Below are 16,405 nucleotides of genomic sequence, written 5' to 3'. Positions count from 1 at the left end.
TTTTATTTTTCAACGTGGAACTTTAAAACACAACAATCTTTTCTGATCGAAAAACAAGAAATGCATGCAACTAAAAATTTCATTATGAAACCAACATTCAACCTCCTTTATTTTAGATTTAGTAAAAAAATGGAAAAACACAGTGTCAATATGATGCGAATTTCTCTGGCAATTGTTTATATCTGGTTTGGTGCTTTGAAAATTTTCGGTATGAGCCCTGCAGGGGACTTAGTAGAACAAACTGTTTATTGGTTTAAACCAGAAATATTTATTCCAATTCTTGGCATTTGCGAAGTAATTATAGGTCTAGGTTTGCTCATAAAACGATTCATTCCTTATACAATTGTATTGTTATTGATGCATATGGCAGTTACATTTTTCCCGATTTTTATACTAAAAACAGCCTGTTTTGACTCTTTCCCTTACTGTCCTACTCTAGTTGGCCAATACATAATTAAAAATCTTATCTTAATTTCTGGGGCCCTTGTAATTGCAGCAAAATACAATGAAAAGTATTATGCCGAAATGGATTTGAAACTAATTATAAAATAAAAATTAAAATCCGTTTTTACATAATCAAAAGATTATCTATTTTTATAATTACAGCTAAAACAAATCGTAATTAATAAACTTGCTAATCAAGAGAATTGGATGAAACCTATAATTTACAAAAGAGCGTCAACACTAGACGAACTAGAACAAATTAGAACACTACAATTACAAAACAGTTCTCAAAACATAAGTTCTGAAGAAAAACTTCAAGAAGGATTTGTTACCTTACAACATACCGTTGCTTTACTAGAACAAATGAATTCAGCCTGTGCACATATTATTGCAAAAGACAATGATATCGTAGTAGGTTTTGCATTGGTAATGCTTTCCCGTTTTAGAAACGAAATTAAGGTTCTTATCCCCCTATTTGAAAGAATTGACAGATTAGTTCCCAAGGATAAAACATTCGTTGTAATGGGTCAAATTTGCGTCGATAAAAGCTATAGAAAACAAGGAATATTTCGAGGGCTTTATCATTTTTACAGAGAGGAACTGCAACATGAATTTGATTACTTAATTACAGAAGTTGCCGCTATAAACCTTCGTTCCATGCAAACTCACGAAGCAGTTGGTTTTAAATCAATCGATAATTATGAAGAAGATGGTACAGTTTGGAATATCATGCTTTGGGATTGGACATAAAAAAAGCCTAACGGTTGCGTTAGGCTTTTACTTTTTTATAATCGAAATTACTTTAGTCCGCTAAAATAATAACTTTATTATCTTTCATTTCAATTGTTCCTGAAGTGATTGCTAGCGTATAATTTTGATCATCTAGCTTTATGAATTTACTTGCTAATTCTTTTGCGAAAGCAAAACTAGAAGCTGTAATTTTCACAACACCTTTTCCTAAAATAGAAACGATTGGCGCGTGATTATTCAAAATTTGAAAGCTTCCATCAACTCCTGGCAATGTAACCGAAGTCACTTCTGCTGAAAATAATTTTGCTTCTGGTGATACTATTTCTAATAACATAATTATGAGTTTTGAATTATGAGTTATGAGTTTTCAAAATTTGAAAGAACTCATAACTCATAACTTATAATTTTTAAGCTTCCGCCAACATTTTTTCTCCAGCTTCGATAGCTTCTTCAATAGTACCTTTAAGGTTAAAAGCTGATTCTGGCAAGTGATCTAATTCACCGTCAATAATCATATTAAATCCTTTAATAGTATCTTTAATATCAACTAAAACTCCTTTTAATCCTGTAAATTGCTCAGCAACGTGGAAAGGTTGAGATAAGAAACGTTGAACACGACGTGCTCTTGAAACGGCTAATTTATCCTCTTCTGATAATTCTTCCATACCAAGGATCGCGATGATATCTTGTAATTGTTTGTATTTTTGTAAAATTTCTTTTACCCTCTGAGCACAGTCATAATGCTCATCACCTAAAATTTGTGGTGTAAGGATTCTTGAAGTTGAATCCAATGGATCCACTGCAGGATAAATACCTAACTCCGCAATTTTACGAGATAGTACTGTTGTTGCATCTAAGTGAGCAAAAGTTGTAGCCGGAGCCGGGTCAGTTAAATCATCCGCAGGAACGTAAACCGCTTGTACAGATGTAATAGAACCTTTGTTTGTTGATGTAATACGCTCTTGCATCGCACCCATTTCAGTAGCCAATGTTGGTTGGTACCCTACCGCAGATGGCATACGACCTAAAAGTGCCGAAACCTCAGAACCTGCTTGTGTAAAACGGAAAATATTATCCACGAAGAACAATACATCTTTTCCTTGATCAGTTCCTGCCCCATCACGAAAATATTCCGCAATAGATAATCCAGAAAGTGCTACACGAGCACGAGCTCCTGGAGGCTCATTCATTTGACCGAAAACGAAAGTAGCTTTAGACTCTCTCATTCCTGGCATATCCACTTTAGATAAATCCCATCCTCCATTTTCCATAGAGTGCATGAATTCATCCCCGTATTTTATAATTCCTGACTCTAACATCTCACGAAGTAAGTCATTTCCTTCACGTGTTCTTTCCCCTACTCCTGCGAATACTGAAAGTCCACCGTGACCTTTTGCGATATTGTTAATCAACTCCTGAATCAATACTGTTTTACCAACACCTGCACCACCAAACAATCCAATTTTACCCCCTTTTGAGTAAGGCTCAATTAAATCGATTACTTTAATACCTGTGAATAAAACTTCAGAAGAAGTAGATAAATCTTCGAATCTTGGTGCTTGTCTGTGAATAGACATACCGTTTTCTCCAGTTTTTGGTAAATTACCTAAACCATCAATTGCATCTCCAATTACGTTGAATAAACGACCGTAAACATCGGCACCAATTGGCATTTGGATAGGATTCCCTGTTCCAACTACTTCATAACCTCTACTCAAACCATCTGTTGAGTCCATCGAAATGGTACGTACTGTGTTTTCACCAATGTGAGATTGTACTTCAAGTACTAATAAAGTACCATCTTTTTTTGTGATTTCTAACGAATCATAAATTTTTGGAAGTTCAACATCCTTACCGTTGAAAACTACATCAACTACTGGTCCAATGATCTGGGCAACTTTTCCTATTACTTTTGACATTACTTATGTATTTATTAAATAGCTATTTAGGTTTATGAAATAATCCCAATCGAAACTTATCGATTAGACACTTTTTTCAGTGCGCAAAGATAATTTTTTAAAATATAAAATCAATATTTTTTTTTATAAAAATCAGCATAATTTTACTGCTTTGTTTTTAATCGTGTTTTAAAACAAGTAAAAACCTATTATTTGGATAAAAACAAAAAACCACCGCGTCATAAAACGGGTGGTTTTTAAGGTTTGGTTAAAATATGATTATTTAATTATGGCTGGGTATACTATTGGATAAAGACTTAGATCAACTTGTTTTAATGTTGAAGAATATTTAGCGTTAATTGCAGCCGTAAATGCATTCGCAATTAAAGCATAACCTCTAGGACTTGGATGAACACCATCCAGTGAGAATGCTCCACCTGTTACATAAGCAGAAGTTAATGTAAAACTATTACTTACAATTCCTCCACTTGACAATTGAGTCATAATCACTTTTGTATCAACAAAAGCCAATCCTTTAGCATCAGCAATTGTTTTTATAGAGACATTATAAGCATCGGTAGCAACCTTTACTTCCGCAACTTCAGTTGGTACTAAAACATGTTTATCTTGTAATGGATAGGTAATTCCGAATTTATTTAAAGGAGATGGAGGCGCCATTCCAATACCAGAATCACTGGCAGTAGGAGCTACACCAATTGCAGATTGCGTTGGCAAAACAACTAAATCCGCAGCAGTAGCTTGTCGGGCTTGTCCAAAAACGCTTCCGTAAAAAGTTGCAGTAGCCTGACCCAAGCTTGGAGTAAAAGCTGCTTGTAATTGAGCAGACAAATTTACCAAAGACTCATCTTTAATCAACATTGGATTAGCAACCGTTGTAGAAAGAAGGTTAATTCTATCTCCCGCTCCAAACGCATTTAATGCTTGTTTTAACGGGCCATATAACTGAGCATTCAAAGCAGCAATCGTAGCTTGACCTACGGCTTCACTACCACCACCAAGAACTTTAGCAGTTAATGGATTGTAAGGAACGGTCGTAAAATAAGGAAGTGTATTTACATAAGGAAGATTTGCAACTACTCCTTTTGCGCCATTAGCAGTTAAATTAGTAACTAAGCTTGAATAAACACTTGCAAAAACAGTAGGATCTGTTATATCATTACCGCCATAAGTAGCCGGATTTAAATTCCCTGTTTGATTTACACCGACACCACCAGATGTTGCATAACTCAAAACATCATTACCACCAATCCATAAAGAAAAGAAAGTAGGCGCTTGAACTAAAGCATCCGCTAAAACCGTTGTTCCAGGTGCAGTGGCAAATCGCGCGAAATAAGGATTTGCAGCACCAGAAGCAACACCCGCAACATTTCCATATCCTGGCGCTACAAGATGATAACTTTTTGCCCCAGGAACCCCTAAATTATTAAAAGGTCCTGTAATTTTAGTAGTCACTTCGGTCGTAGGAGTCCCACTAACCGTCACAGGTGCTGTACCGTTAAAATATAAACGAACACCTGCTATTATATTTCCTCCTAACAACAATCCTCCAACATTATCAGATGTAAAAGGAGTTTTAAACTCACCCCCACCAGCTGTAGCAAATTGTTGCGATATTATAGTAACATAAGAACCTTCTTGCCCTTTTTTGAAAAGTGCGCCATCACTATATCCCGCAGCAAAAGAATCTCCTAATGCCACATATTTAGTAAAGTTAGCTGTCCCTGAAGTCACTGGCTCTTCAACAACAGTTGCAATGTCATCATCGTTATTACATGCTACAAAGCTTAAAGAAACCAATAGTAGCCATTTGAAATTTTTTATCATGGTTATGTTTTTTAAATTATTGACTCAATTACGGGTTGATTGTCCAAGAAGCAAAAAACTGCTGCCCAATTAATCCCGCACCTAATACTTGAGTATATTCTTTTCCACCAATGTTTGAAGCTCCTAATTTAAGAGTTGACTTGAGCTTTGGCATATTGTAATTAATTTGAGCATCAATAACAGTAGCGGCATCGATCATACCATCTACCATTGTAGATTGCCATAAATACTCACTATTCCATCTTCCGCTTATGTTAAATCCAAAATTATCAAATAACTTTTCGTTACCAAATGATGCTTTTACTCTATGTTTTGGTGTATTAAAACCTGCTTCAAAACTTGGATCTTTTTCTTGATCGAATTTAAATTCTGCATAATTATAATTCACACCAACTTCAAAATTTCTGTATACTTTTTTAGAAAGTCCAAGACCAAAACCAAGTGATTTGATTTCTATATCGGTATTCGTATACAATTGATACGCTCTGTAATTTCCATTTTGAAGCGCGTGCAAAGATTGAGCACCCGGATCTGTAGGCCCAGCTAAAGGATTTGGAGAATCTGCTGCTGCACCATAAAAGGGAGCTACAACATTTAAATTACCAATGAAATCATTATAGATATTATAATACCCATTAATATCTATAGATACATCTTTTATAAAAGAACGATATCCTATTTCAAATGCCTTAACCTGTTCCGGTTTTACATAATTTACATTTGTTTTTCTTAACAAAGCTGATCCAGCAATAGGATTACTACCCGCTAAAGCACTAAATGCATTTACAGACGAAGCTGTATATGAATTGTTATACGCATTCAAACCCGTCATAACAACTGAGGTTCCGCCAGCAAAAACTTGCCCAACTGCAGTAGAAACCGGCAAAGTTTCGCTGTATCTTGTTAAATTGTCTGGAGCTGAGCCAAGTAATATGGCACTTCCTACATTAAACCCAATATATTGATCTTGTGTTGATGGATTTCTGAACCCTGTTTGAAAAGAAGTTCTAAAATTATGTTTTTTACTTTCGCCACCAGAATATACTAGAGATACTCTAGGAGAAACACTGCCATCGAAATTTTTTGATTTATCATAACGAACAGACCCTGTAAATTTCAATCTATCATCTATAAATCTTTTTGTTAATTGCGTATAAGCACCGTATTCATTATAATTAATAGGACCATTTGCGTCCGTATAAATTCTACCATGAGAATTTAATTCGTAAAGTCTAAAAGATCCTCCAACTTGGATCTCAGCAAATTTTATAATGTCTTTAAAATTATAATTAGCATCCGAATGGTATATTTTGGAATTATCAACCAATTTTGAACCCGTAAGTACACTTGGCTCACTAATTACAGTATTAAAAGCAGCTTTAAATTCAGGAGTGCCCGGAATTAATCTTCCTGTATCAGCCGTATTTCTTGCTATTATATGTGCATTTTCAGACGTCATCCCTGCTAATGTAGATTGGATATAAGCTCCTGCATATTGCCCAAACCATGTTTTATCATCTTTCCATTTTCTATTGATATTGATTCCTGTAAAAAGCATATCATACGATTTCCCTCCATCTTCATTAGTAGTATAACCTCTTACGAAGAAGTTTTTTCCTTTTATTTCTAATTTATGCTGTTGCATAAAAAAATCATTCAGATAATATCTGTTAGCGCCCTGATAAACTGCGTTTCCAAAACCAAATTTACTTTGCCAAATAACTTCTAAATTTTCATTCCCTAATGGTCTATAGTGAAGTGAAAAATCAATTTTAGTATTACTTGCTTTGTTATCTGTTAAATCCACTTCATTGTATCCTGTTCTACTCACATTATAATTTGGAAGTAAATTCACAGCTGCTGCGGATATTAAACCTAAAGAGGCTAATGATTGCCCAACTCCTTTTATATTAGTAGTAACTTCATCACCATAAACATTAATACCATCATAATTGACATTGCTTCTATCTCTTCCCACAACAGTCTTATCATCATAATTTGTAGCATGCCAATCAGTACCGTGCATATAAGTGAAGTTCACTTTTCCAGCTAATTTTGAACTAAACGCATGCGCCATTCTTACTCCATAATCAACGAAATCATTTGACCCAGCAGCATCTTGCACTGTCTTTCCATACTTTGCATAGGCTGTGATTCCTTGACTTGTAAATGGACTTTTACTATTCATAAATAAAATACCATTGAAGGCGTTAGCTCCATACAAAGCAGATGATGCTCCCGGTAACAACTCTACGCTTTGAACATCAATTTCAGAAACACCAATCATATTTCCCAACACGAAATTTAATAATGGAGAAGAGTTATCCATTCCGTCAACCAATTGCATAAAACGGGTATTGGCAACAGTAGCAAAACCACGGGTATTTATTGATTTAAAAGACAAACTACTTGTATTCATTTGCACTTCTTTCAAGTTTTCTAAACCATCATAAAAAGTTGCAGATGCAGTCTTTTTAATATCCGCAACGCTCATTCTTTCAATTGTAACCGGAGATTCTAATACTCTTTCTGGGGTTCTTGAAGCTGAAACTACAATCTCATTCAATTTTGTTTCCTCATCAGCTAGTTTAACCGTTACTTTTTGACTATTGGAAGAAACCGTTACTTTTTGAGAACCATAACCTACACTTGTAACAGTAAGCACATAGGGTAGTTTTGCTGATGATTTTAAAGTAAATGTTCCATCGAAGTCGGTAATGCTACCAGCGGTTTCTCCAACAATTTTGACGTTGGCTCCAGGAATAGGTTGATTGTTACTGTCTGTAACAATGCCTGAAATTGAATTTTGAGCAAAAGTTAGGCTACAAAAAAACAATGACAAAAAAAGTAAATACACTCTCATTGGGTTATAATTTGTTGGTTTATAACGCCAAAGTACAAATATTTTTGATATTAATAAAAAACAGCCTTTAAAATTTAATAATTATCAATTATTTTGACTCATTTAAACTTATTCTACATTTTACGGATTCTGTATTTTGTAAAAAATTAAGTAAAAAAATCAAAATAACATTATGCATGCATATAATAAATACATTAATCTTAATAATTTTATTAATTATTAGCTATTTAATAAAAATGAATAGACCGAAAAAAAAAATTAATTTTTCAAGATATTTTTCAAATTAGTCAATACAAAACATAAAAAAACCTCGAAAGAAAAATTTTCCAAGGTTTTATATATAAAGTAAATAATATCTTACTATTCTACTGTAACTGATTTAGCTAAATTACGAGGTTGATCTACATTACATCCTCTCATCACGGCAATATGATAGGATAAAAGTTGTAAAGGAATCGTAGTGATTAGCGGAGACAATGCATCTGATGTTTCTGGAATTTCAATTACATAATCTGCCAATTCACGAACCTGAGTATCGCCTTTGGTTACTACTGCAATAATCTTTCCGCTTCTGGATTTAATTTCCTGAATATTACTTACAATTTTATCATAATGACCTTGCTTTGGCGCAATAACTACAACAGGCATATGTTCATCAATTAATGCAATCGGACCATGTTTCATTTCAGCTGCAGGATAACCCTCTGCGTGAATATAAGATATTTCCTTAAGCTTCAATGCCCCTTCAAGAGCTACCGGAAAGTTATAACCTCTTCCTAAATACAAACAGTTAGGAGCATCTTTAAACACAGCAGCAATTTCTTTTGCCCTGTCATTTGTTTCTAAAGCCTCCTTAACTTTTTCAGGAATGATTTCTAATTCTTGCAAATACCGGTGAAAATCTGTGTTCGACATTGTCCCTTTAGCTTTCGCCAAACGCAACGCAATCATTGTCAACACAGTGATTTGTGTAGTAAATGCTTTTGTGGAAGCAACTCCTATTTCAGGTCCCGCATGAGTATAAGCTCCTGCATTAGTTTCTCTAGAAATAGAAGAACCTACAACATTACAAACCCCAAACACAAAAGCACCCTGCTCTTTGGCTAATTTAATGGCAGCCATTGTATCAGCCGTTTCTCCTGATTGCGAAATTGCAATAACTATATCTTTACTATTTATTATAGGATTTCTATATCTAAATTCAGAAGCATATTCAACTTCTACCGGAATTCGAGCAAACTCTTCAAATATATATTCTGCCACTAAACCTGCGTGCCATGAGGTACCACAAGCTACTATTATTATTCTGTCAGCATTTAAAAATTTTTCTAAATTATCCTCAACACCTGACATTTGGATAATTCCTTCATTTGCATGAAGTCTTCCGCGATACGTATCCTTTATAACATCTGGCTGTTCGTAAATCTCTTTCAACATAAAGTGATCGTAACCTCCTTTTTCAATTTGCTCCAAGTTCATTTGAAGTTCTTGAATATAAGGATCGACTAAAGAATCATCTTTAATTTTTCTTACTTTCATTGGTTTATGCAACCTGATATTTGCCATCTCACCATCTTCTAAATAAATAGCATTAGATGTATATTCAATAAATGGAGAAGCATCAGAAGCGATAAAATATTCCCCTTCGCCTACACCAATTGCTAGCGGACTTCCTAAACGTGCCGCAACAATTTCATCAGGATTCTTTTTATCAAAAACAGCAATTGCATAAGCACCAACCACTTGATTCAAAGCAACCTGAACTGCTTTACCAATTTTAAAATTTTCTTTTTTCTGAACTTCTTCTATTAGATTTACAAGAACTTCAGTATCAGTGTCAGAATGAAAGACATAACCTCTTTTCATTAACTCCTTTTTCAATGGAGCATAATTTTCAATAATTCCATTGTGAATTATAGCCAAATCACCTGAATTAGATAGATGTGGATGAGAATTAACATCGTTTGGAACTCCATGTGTCGCCCAACGCGTATGCCCCATTCCTATAGTTCCATTTATTGAGATTTCTTTAGTAGCTCTCTCTTCTAAATCTACAACTTTACCTTTAGTTTTAGAAATTTTCAAGTTCTCGCCGTCATATAACATGACACCCGCACTATCATAACCTCTATATTCTAATCTTTTTAACCCTTTTATAACAATTGGGTAAGCTTCTCTATATCCAATATATCCAACAATTCCACACATAATTTTTACTTAATTAGGTTTTGTATAAAAAATTTCAAGTTTTAATCTTTTGTCCTCAGGAACTGTTGATTTTCCACCATAAAGGACTGTCCCTAATGGATTCATTACACTAGCTTTTGGAGCTTGAGAGATAAATGCATTTGGTGTTTTAATTTTATAAGAAGCAATAGTACTAATATCTTCTGTAACAACAATGCCTAACTTAACATTTGTTGAATCAGCATTTTTAATAAGATTACGGATTTGATTTGTAATTCTGATCTTATATGTTAATCCTCTTTTGGATGTTGCATCTGTATTTATATTACCATCAAAAACTAATTTTGATTTTTTAGCATCCGTACTTGTACTCCCATCATTATAATAATCTACAACAGGCCTATGATTTGTAAAATCATACAAATAAATCCTTCTTGGCTCATAGCTATTTGCCATTGTGCTTGCATCAATGTGAAAAACAAGATTCGCTTCATTAACCAACCAACCTTTACTTCTTATATTTTCAAGCTCACCGGCAGTACTAAAAAGATCTAGAATAGCAAGAGAACCTTCTCCGCCTTTTAGATATAATTTTTCATCCCCTGCCGAAGTATTTCCCGTATTTGGTAACGCATTATAAGCAAGCCCACTATTTGTAAAATTATTATTCAACAAACTCACGGAATTCCCGGTCATGTTAAGAACTATACTTTTTTTAACTCTTGTAGGCTCGCCACCAGCAGTTGCTGAAGCCAAATCTTCATTATAATTAATAGTAATTTTTCCAGCTTTAAAATTTAACATCGCTAAATTTCCGGCGCTACTTCCTGATTTTTCCATTTTAAAGTAAAGTCCTCTAAAATACTCTTTAAAAACATCATTTGTAGCTAATTTACCAGCTGCGACAGCGTCAATAATTCTAGTTTTAAAATAGCTTTTATTCAAATCCAATTGCATTCCTGGAGGTGTTCTTGTAGTTGTAACAACTTTTGTAATAGAGTCTGTTGTGGTTACAACATGTTCTATTGGGTCAAAGAAGAAATTATCATTCTGAGCGAGATTCGAATCCGTATTTAAACGACTTCCAACTTTTACATTTTCAAAATCAGCATTTTGATTTGTAAAATACTTTTGAGTTTGTTGAAATCCACCTACAGGATCTGTATCTCTCATATAATATCCAGACTCATACACACTTAGTTTCATTGGTGCCTTATCTGCTCCATAAATGGAATCTAAAGTGTAAACATGGCTACCGTCTGCGTTAGTAACTGTTTTATTGGCGTCATAGTAATAAGGAATGGTCAAAACCACACTTACTACATAAGGTCTGGTACTGACGGCAGTTAGAGGAGTTGACAAAACCAATTGTGTATTAAAATTAGCAGTAGTTTCACCAAAATTAGGGTTGTTGTAAATCCCTAATGGATTCACAGGAAGATCATTAGACTGAATAGGTCCAATTTTTTGATTGTGAGCTACTACACTTGATGTGTAGGTGCTTAGATCAAAGTGGTTGTCACCAATCAAATCTCCACCAATCCCATTATAATCTTTATCACATGAATACAAAAGAATAATGCTAGCCAAAACCAGCATTTTCTTGAAAAAAGAATTATTGTACATATTTAATAATAAAAGTTTAATTTTAAAGAACTTCGTTTTTATAGAAATTAGTATACGCTTCCGCGAATTTGTCTTTCGGGACGAAAGGTAAAAAAGGTTTACCCGAAGATTCTATAAATTTTGTTAAACTTGAAGATAGGTTTTCTGAAGCAATAATTACAGCATCCGAATGGATAACAGTTGCTTTTATAATATTTTCATAATCCGGAATTTCTAAATCCGCAATTGCCTCAGTAGGAATACCGTCAAATTTCACCTTATTAATCATTTCTACGTCTAAAGTCCCTTCAAAAGACTGACTATAAACTGAAGTAACAATCTTTGTTTCTGAGAATAAAGCTTCATTTTTATAAAAATGTTTCAGATAAATAGGCAACATCGCCGCCATCCATCCGTGAACATGAATAATGTCCGGAACCCAATTCAATTTTTTCACGGTTTCTACAACTCCTTTTGCAAAGAAAATAGCCCGCTCATCATTATCCGGATACATAACACCTTCTTCATCGGCAAATGTGGCTTTGCGTTTGAAATACTCGTCATTGTCAATAAAATAAACCTGAATTCTTTCTTTAGGAATTGAAGCCACTTTAATAATCAATGGCATATCTAAGTCATTTACTACCAAATTCATCCCTGAAAGTCTAATTACTTCGTGTAATTGATGTCTTCTTTCATTTATATTTCCATATCTTGGCATAAAAATTCTTATCTGTCCTCCCTGATCATTAATCATTTTCGGAACGTCATAAGACATTAAAGAAACCTCATTTTCAGCGAGATAAGGCACCACTTCAGATGATACATATAATATCCTCTTATCTTTCATATTGTAATTTACTTAATTTATTGGTAATAAAAACCACGCAAAATTACAAAATTTTATGCAGTTATTAACTAAAATATTATGTTTGCATTTAATTTTAATAATACCATCATGCATATTTTCTATGGAAAAGCAGCTTTGAGAGACTATTTGAAATCTATCAAAACTTCAGATTCCACCATTGGATTTGTCCCAACTATGGGCGCTTTACATGAAGGTCATTTGGCTTTAATGCAAAAATCGCTATTGGAAAATGAAAATACCGTAGTGAGTATTTTTGTAAATCCTACCCAATTTAACAATCCGGAAGATTTAGCAAAATACCCAAGGACTTTAGAAGAAGATGTGAAAAAACTTACTGCATTGAGTCCAAAAATCATCTTGTATGCGCCAACTGTCGAAGATATTTATGACGGACAACCCCTGTCTCAATCTTTTGATTTTGACGGATTAGAAAACCAAATGGAAGGAGAATTCAGACCCGGACATTTTAATGGTGTCGGGACTATTGTAAAACGTCTTTTTGAAATTGTGGAACCTACAAACGCCTATTTTGGCGAGAAAGATTTTCAACAATTGCAAATCGTCAAAAAAATGGTCGCTAAAGCCAACTTGAAAGTAAATGTAATTGGTTGTCCAATTTACAGGGAATCCAACCATCTTGCTATGAGTTCCCGAAACGAACGTTTATCAGCACATGAAAGAGAAGAAGCCGCAATAATCTATAAAACATTAACTATTGCGAAAGAAAAATTCAAAACAGAAAGTCCTGAATCGGTAACGGAATGGGTTAAAAAAGCTTTCGAGAACAACACTCTTTTCACATTAGAATATTTTGTAATTGCTGATGAAGAAACACTATTGCCCAGCGTAATAAAAGAACCAAATAAGAAATACCGCGCTTTTATAGCCGTTTTTGTCAACAATATTCGTTTGATTGACACCATTTCATTAAATTAATTTACTTTTGTAGCATGCAAATTCAAGTCGTAAAATCAAAAATACACCGAGTAAAAGTAACTGGAGCCGATTTAAATTATATCGGAAGCATTACTATTGACGAAGCTTTACTAGATGCTTCTAACATCATTGAAGGTGAAAAAGTCTCCATCGTAAACATCAACAATGGGGAACGCTTTGATACTTATGCTATCAAAGGCGAAAAAAATTCAGGCATCATTACATTAAATGGTCCAGCCGCCAGAAAAGTACAAAAAGATGATATAATCATCATTATATCCTATGCTACTTTAGAATTCGAAGAGGCTAAAACCTTCAAGCCTTGGATTATTTTTCCAAATGAGAATGACAATTCATTGACATAGATTTTTAGAATAAGATCAAATTATTTGCTTTTTTGAAGTGTCGTGTTTTTTACTATTTCTATTTTAATAAAAGTAGTATATTGCTACTCCATTTAGAATAAATTTAATTTCTAAAACACCCAAATCATGAAACAAGTAGTACTCTTTTTACTCTTTTCTATTTCATTATTTTCTCAAAAAGCAACCCAACAGTTCGATTCAAGGAAGCTAGGTGAAAGTCGGGAAATCACAATTGGATTGCCGCCCTCCTATGAAAAAAATCCAAATAAAAAATATCCAATCCTGATTTTATTGGATGGAGATTACCTCTTTGATCCATTTTACGGCGCTTTGAATTATGGCGCTTATTGGGATGATTTACCCGAAACTATAATCGTAGGCATCACTCAAAATAAAAAAGACGAGCGTACAGAAGACAGTAGTTATGACGCTACAAATGGCGTACCATCAGGAAAAGGGGCACAATTTTTTGAATTTATTGGCGGCGAATTACTTCCTTATCTCGAAAAAAAATACCGTACCGCACCCTTCCGAATTATTGCGGGACATGATACCACAGCAGGTTTTTTAAACTTTTTTCTGTACAAAGACGCACCATTATTTAACGCCTATATTTCTTTAAGTCCAGAACTTGCCCCTGGCATGGAAAACCATATTCCAGAAAAACTTTCAAACATAAAACAATCCATTTTTTATTATCAATCCACCGGAGATGGCGATGTAAAACAACTTCAGGAACCTATAAAAAAATTAGACGAGAACATGAAGTTGGTTACAAACCCTTTAGTCAATTATAAATTTGATAATTTCAAAGGAGCCTCACATTATTCACTCGTACTTTATTCGATTCCAAATGCTCTCTATCAATTTTTCGAATCCTACAAACCAATTTCATCAACTGAATATGCGGATAAAATCGCTATCCTTCCTACTGGCTATGTAGATTATTTGACAAATAAATACGATGTTATGTCAAAAAATTTAGGTTTAAAAATTCCTATTCGAATCAATGATTTCAAAGCGATTGAAGCGGCAATTCTAAAAAATAAAGCCTATCCCGAATTGGACAAACTCTCTGATATTGCCAATAAAAATTACCCGAAATCCATGCTTGCCAATTATGAATTGGGGCTTATGTATGAAAAAACAGGTGACACAAAAAAAGCCGCAAAATCATATCAAACAGCATCCCAATTAGAAGAAATTGGCAATTTAACCAAAGACATGATGTATCAAAAATATGATGACATGAAAAGTCTAACACCAAAAAAATAATGTCAAAAGTAAAAACTACTTTTTTTTGTCAGAACTGTGGAGCCCAATACGCCAAATGGCAGGGACAATGCAATTCCTGCAAAGAATGGAATACAATAGCGGAAGAAATCATTCAGAAACAAGAAAAAGTAGCTTGGAAAAGCGAACCAACTTCCAGCAATAAAGCACCAAAACCATTACGAATAAACGAAATTGATTCCACCCAGGAAATCCGCATGGATACTACTGACGGCGAACTCAATCGGGTACTTGGCGGTGGAATCGTTCCCGGTTCCCTAATCCTTTTAGGTGGTGAACCCGGCATAGGAAAAAGCACACTTTTACTTCAAATATCCTTAAAATTACCTTATAAAACCTTGTATGTTTCGGGCGAAGAAAGTCAGAAGCAAATAAAAATGCGTGCCGAAAGAATCACGCCAAGCGGCGACAATTGTTATATTCTTACCGAAACCAAAACCCAAAATATCTTCAAGCAAATTGAAGCCATACAACCTGAAATCGTGATTATCGATTCCATTCAAACGCTTCACACGGATTATATAGAATCGACACCAGGAAGTATTTCTCAAATACGGGAAACCACTGCCGAATTGATAAAATTTGCCAAAGAAACTAATATTCCCGTGATTCTTATTGGTCACATCACTAAAGACGGAAACATTGCCGGACCCAAAATTCTGGAACACATGGTGGACACTGTTTTGCAATTTGAAGGCGACAGAAATCACGTGTACCGCATTTTGCGTTCGCTAAAAAACCGTTTTGGCTCCACTGCCGAAATTGGTATTTATGAAATGTTGGGTAATGGTTTACGAGAAGTTTCAAATCCTTCGGAGATATTAATTTCACACAAAGACGAGGAATTATCCGGAACCGCAATTGCCTCGACATTGGAAGGAATGCGTCCTTTAATGATCGAAATTCAATCGTTAGTGAGCACCGCAGTTTACGGAACCCCACAACGTAGCACAACGGGGTATAATGCCAAAAGACTAAATATGATTCTTGCAGTTTTAGAAAAAAGAGCTGGTTTTAGGCTTGGCGCCAAAGATGTTTTCCTCAACGTAACCGGAGGAATTTCTGTAGATGACCCTGCGATAGACTTAGCCGTTGTTGCTGCCATTTTATCGTCGAATGAAGACATTCCTGTAAATAAAGATTTTTGTTTTGCCGGCGAAGTTGGACTTTCAGGAGAAATTCGTCCTGTAAACCGCGTAGACCAACGTATTCAGGAAGCCGAAAAATTAGGATTTTCGACCATTTTTGTTTCGAAATACAATAAAATTACCTTGAAAAATACTGGAATTAAAATTCGATTGGTAGCAAAGATTGAAGACATCGCAAGCGAATTGTTTGGGTAGAATTT

At 34.5% G+C, this 16,405-nt stretch carries 13 protein-coding genes; 6 read left to right on the top strand and 7 right to left on the bottom strand.

Annotation, left to right across the window (positions count from 1 at the left end):
* The first annotated feature begins 84 nt into the window (after positions 1-84).
* Both ACM55K_RS02890 and ACM55K_RS02885 read left to right on the top strand, forming a co-directional pair.
* Positions 85-552: a DoxX family membrane protein gene (locus tag ACM55K_RS02890; RefSeq protein WP_416848739.1), complete on the top strand. Its 468-nt coding sequence runs from the start codon at positions 85-87 to the stop codon at positions 550-552.
* A gap of 99 nt (positions 553-651) precedes the next feature.
* Positions 652-1,194, top strand: a complete 543-nt coding sequence (locus tag ACM55K_RS02885; RefSeq protein WP_416848738.1) for a GNAT family N-acetyltransferase — start codon at positions 652-654, stop codon at positions 1,192-1,194.
* A gap of 52 nt (positions 1,195-1,246) precedes the next feature.
* Here the strand turns inward: ACM55K_RS02885 and ACM55K_RS02880 are convergent, their stop codons facing one another.
* The 7 genes from ACM55K_RS02880 to ACM55K_RS02850 form a co-directional block, all read right to left on the bottom strand.
* Positions 1,247-1,528 (bottom strand): FoF1 ATP synthase subunit delta/epsilon, encoded by a 282-nt coding sequence (locus tag ACM55K_RS02880; RefSeq protein ID WP_416848737.1) that lies wholly within the window; start codon positions 1,526-1,528, stop codon positions 1,247-1,249.
* 73 nt (positions 1,529-1,601) lie between these two features.
* Positions 1,602-3,113: a F0F1 ATP synthase subunit beta gene (gene atpD, locus ACM55K_RS02875; protein WP_416848736.1), complete on the bottom strand. Its 1,512-nt coding sequence runs from the start codon at positions 3,111-3,113 to the stop codon at positions 1,602-1,604.
* A 258-nt stretch (positions 3,114-3,371) separates the two neighbouring features.
* Complete coding sequence (locus ACM55K_RS02870) at positions 3,372-4,937, bottom strand: G-D-S-L family lipolytic protein (RefSeq protein WP_416848735.1); 1,566 nt, start codon at positions 4,935-4,937, stop codon at positions 3,372-3,374.
* 28 nt (positions 4,938-4,965) lie between these two features.
* On the bottom strand, positions 4,966-7,800 hold the full coding sequence (locus tag ACM55K_RS02865) for a TonB-dependent receptor (RefSeq protein WP_416848734.1): 2,835 nt from the start codon (positions 7,798-7,800) through the stop codon (positions 4,966-4,968).
* Positions 7,801-8,160: 360 nt separating this feature from the next.
* On the bottom strand, positions 8,161-10,008 hold the full coding sequence (glmS, locus tag ACM55K_RS02860; protein WP_416848733.1) for a glutamine--fructose-6-phosphate transaminase (isomerizing): 1,848 nt from the start codon (positions 10,006-10,008) through the stop codon (positions 8,161-8,163).
* Between the two features lie 9 nt (positions 10,009-10,017).
* Positions 10,018-11,613, bottom strand: a complete 1,596-nt coding sequence (locus ACM55K_RS02855; RefSeq protein ID WP_416848732.1) for a DUF4270 domain-containing protein — start codon at positions 11,611-11,613, stop codon at positions 10,018-10,020.
* A 22-nt stretch (positions 11,614-11,635) separates the two neighbouring features.
* Positions 11,636-12,442 carry a glycogen/starch synthase gene (locus tag ACM55K_RS02850; RefSeq protein ID WP_416848731.1) on the bottom strand — a complete coding sequence of 269 codons (807 nt, stop codon included), beginning with the start codon at positions 12,440-12,442 and terminating at the stop codon, positions 11,636-11,638.
* 78 nt (positions 12,443-12,520) lie between these two features.
* On the opposite strand from ACM55K_RS02850, the gene panC reads away from it, so the two are divergent.
* The 4 genes from panC to radA all read left to right on the top strand — a co-directional run bounded on the left by panC (position 12,521) and on the right by radA (position 16,400).
* Positions 12,521-13,399: a pantoate--beta-alanine ligase gene (gene panC / locus ACM55K_RS02845; protein WP_416848730.1), complete on the top strand. Its 879-nt coding sequence runs from the start codon at positions 12,521-12,523 to the stop codon at positions 13,397-13,399.
* Positions 13,400-13,413: 14 nt separating this feature from the next.
* Entirely contained in the window at positions 13,414-13,764 is a 351-nt protein-coding gene (gene panD / locus ACM55K_RS02840) for an aspartate 1-decarboxylase (protein ID WP_035668843.1), read from the top strand.
* Positions 13,765-13,890: 126 nt separating this feature from the next.
* On the top strand, positions 13,891-15,039 hold the full coding sequence (locus ACM55K_RS02835; protein ID WP_416848729.1) for an alpha/beta hydrolase: 1,149 nt from the start codon (positions 13,891-13,893) through the stop codon (positions 15,037-15,039).
* Positions 15,039-16,400: a DNA repair protein RadA gene (radA, locus tag ACM55K_RS02830; RefSeq protein WP_416848728.1), complete on the top strand. Its 1,362-nt coding sequence runs from the start codon at positions 15,039-15,041 to the stop codon at positions 16,398-16,400. Before ACM55K_RS02835 ends, radA begins: the two co-directional genes overlap by 1 nt.
* Positions 16,401-16,405 lie beyond the last annotated feature (5 nt).

The organism is Flavobacterium arabinosi, from assembly GCF_048158725.1.
Classification (GTDB): domain Bacteria; phylum Bacteroidota; class Bacteroidia; order Flavobacteriales; family Flavobacteriaceae; genus Flavobacterium; species Flavobacterium arabinosi.
Note: the sequence above shows the minus strand (reverse complement) of the source record. Positions and strands in the feature narration are given on the sequence as shown.

Bases quoted from the DNA above. Each gene is read 5' to 3' on its own strand.
- ACM55K_RS02855 (WP_416848732.1), bottom strand. From the start codon at position 11,613: ATGTACAATAATTCTTTTTTCAAGAAAATGCTGGTTTTGGCTAGCATT.
- ACM55K_RS02835 (WP_416848729.1), top strand. From the start codon at position 13,891: ATGAAACAAGTAGTACTCTTTTTACTCTTTTCTATTTCATTATTTTCT.
- ACM55K_RS02885 (WP_416848738.1), top strand. From the start codon at position 652: ATGAAACCTATAATTTACAAAAGAGCGTCAACACTAGACGAACTAGAA.
- panD (WP_035668843.1), top strand. From the start codon at position 13,414: ATGCAAATTCAAGTCGTAAAATCAAAAATACACCGAGTAAAAGTAACT.
- ACM55K_RS02890 (WP_416848739.1), top strand. From the start codon at position 85: ATGAAACCAACATTCAACCTCCTTTATTTTAGATTTAGTAAAAAAATG.
- glmS (WP_416848733.1), bottom strand. From the start codon at position 10,008: ATGTGTGGAATTGTTGGATATATTGGATATAGAGAAGCTTACCCAATT.
- ACM55K_RS02850 (WP_416848731.1), bottom strand. From the start codon at position 12,442: ATGAAAGATAAGAGGATATTATATGTATCATCTGAAGTGGTGCCTTAT.
- ACM55K_RS02880 (WP_416848737.1), bottom strand. From the start codon at position 1,528: ATGTTATTAGAAATAGTATCACCAGAAGCAAAATTATTTTCAGCAGAA.
- ACM55K_RS02865 (WP_416848734.1), bottom strand. From the start codon at position 7,800: ATGAGAGTGTATTTACTTTTTTTGTCATTGTTTTTTTGTAGCCTAACT.
- panC (WP_416848730.1), top strand. From the start codon at position 12,521: ATGTTTGCATTTAATTTTAATAATACCATCATGCATATTTTCTATGGA.
- radA (WP_416848728.1), top strand. From the start codon at position 15,039: ATGTCAAAAGTAAAAACTACTTTTTTTTGTCAGAACTGTGGAGCCCAA.
- ACM55K_RS02870 (WP_416848735.1), bottom strand. From the start codon at position 4,937: ATGATAAAAAATTTCAAATGGCTACTATTGGTTTCTTTAAGCTTTGTA.
- atpD (WP_416848736.1), bottom strand. From the start codon at position 3,113: ATGTCAAAAGTAATAGGAAAAGTTGCCCAGATCATTGGACCAGTAGTT.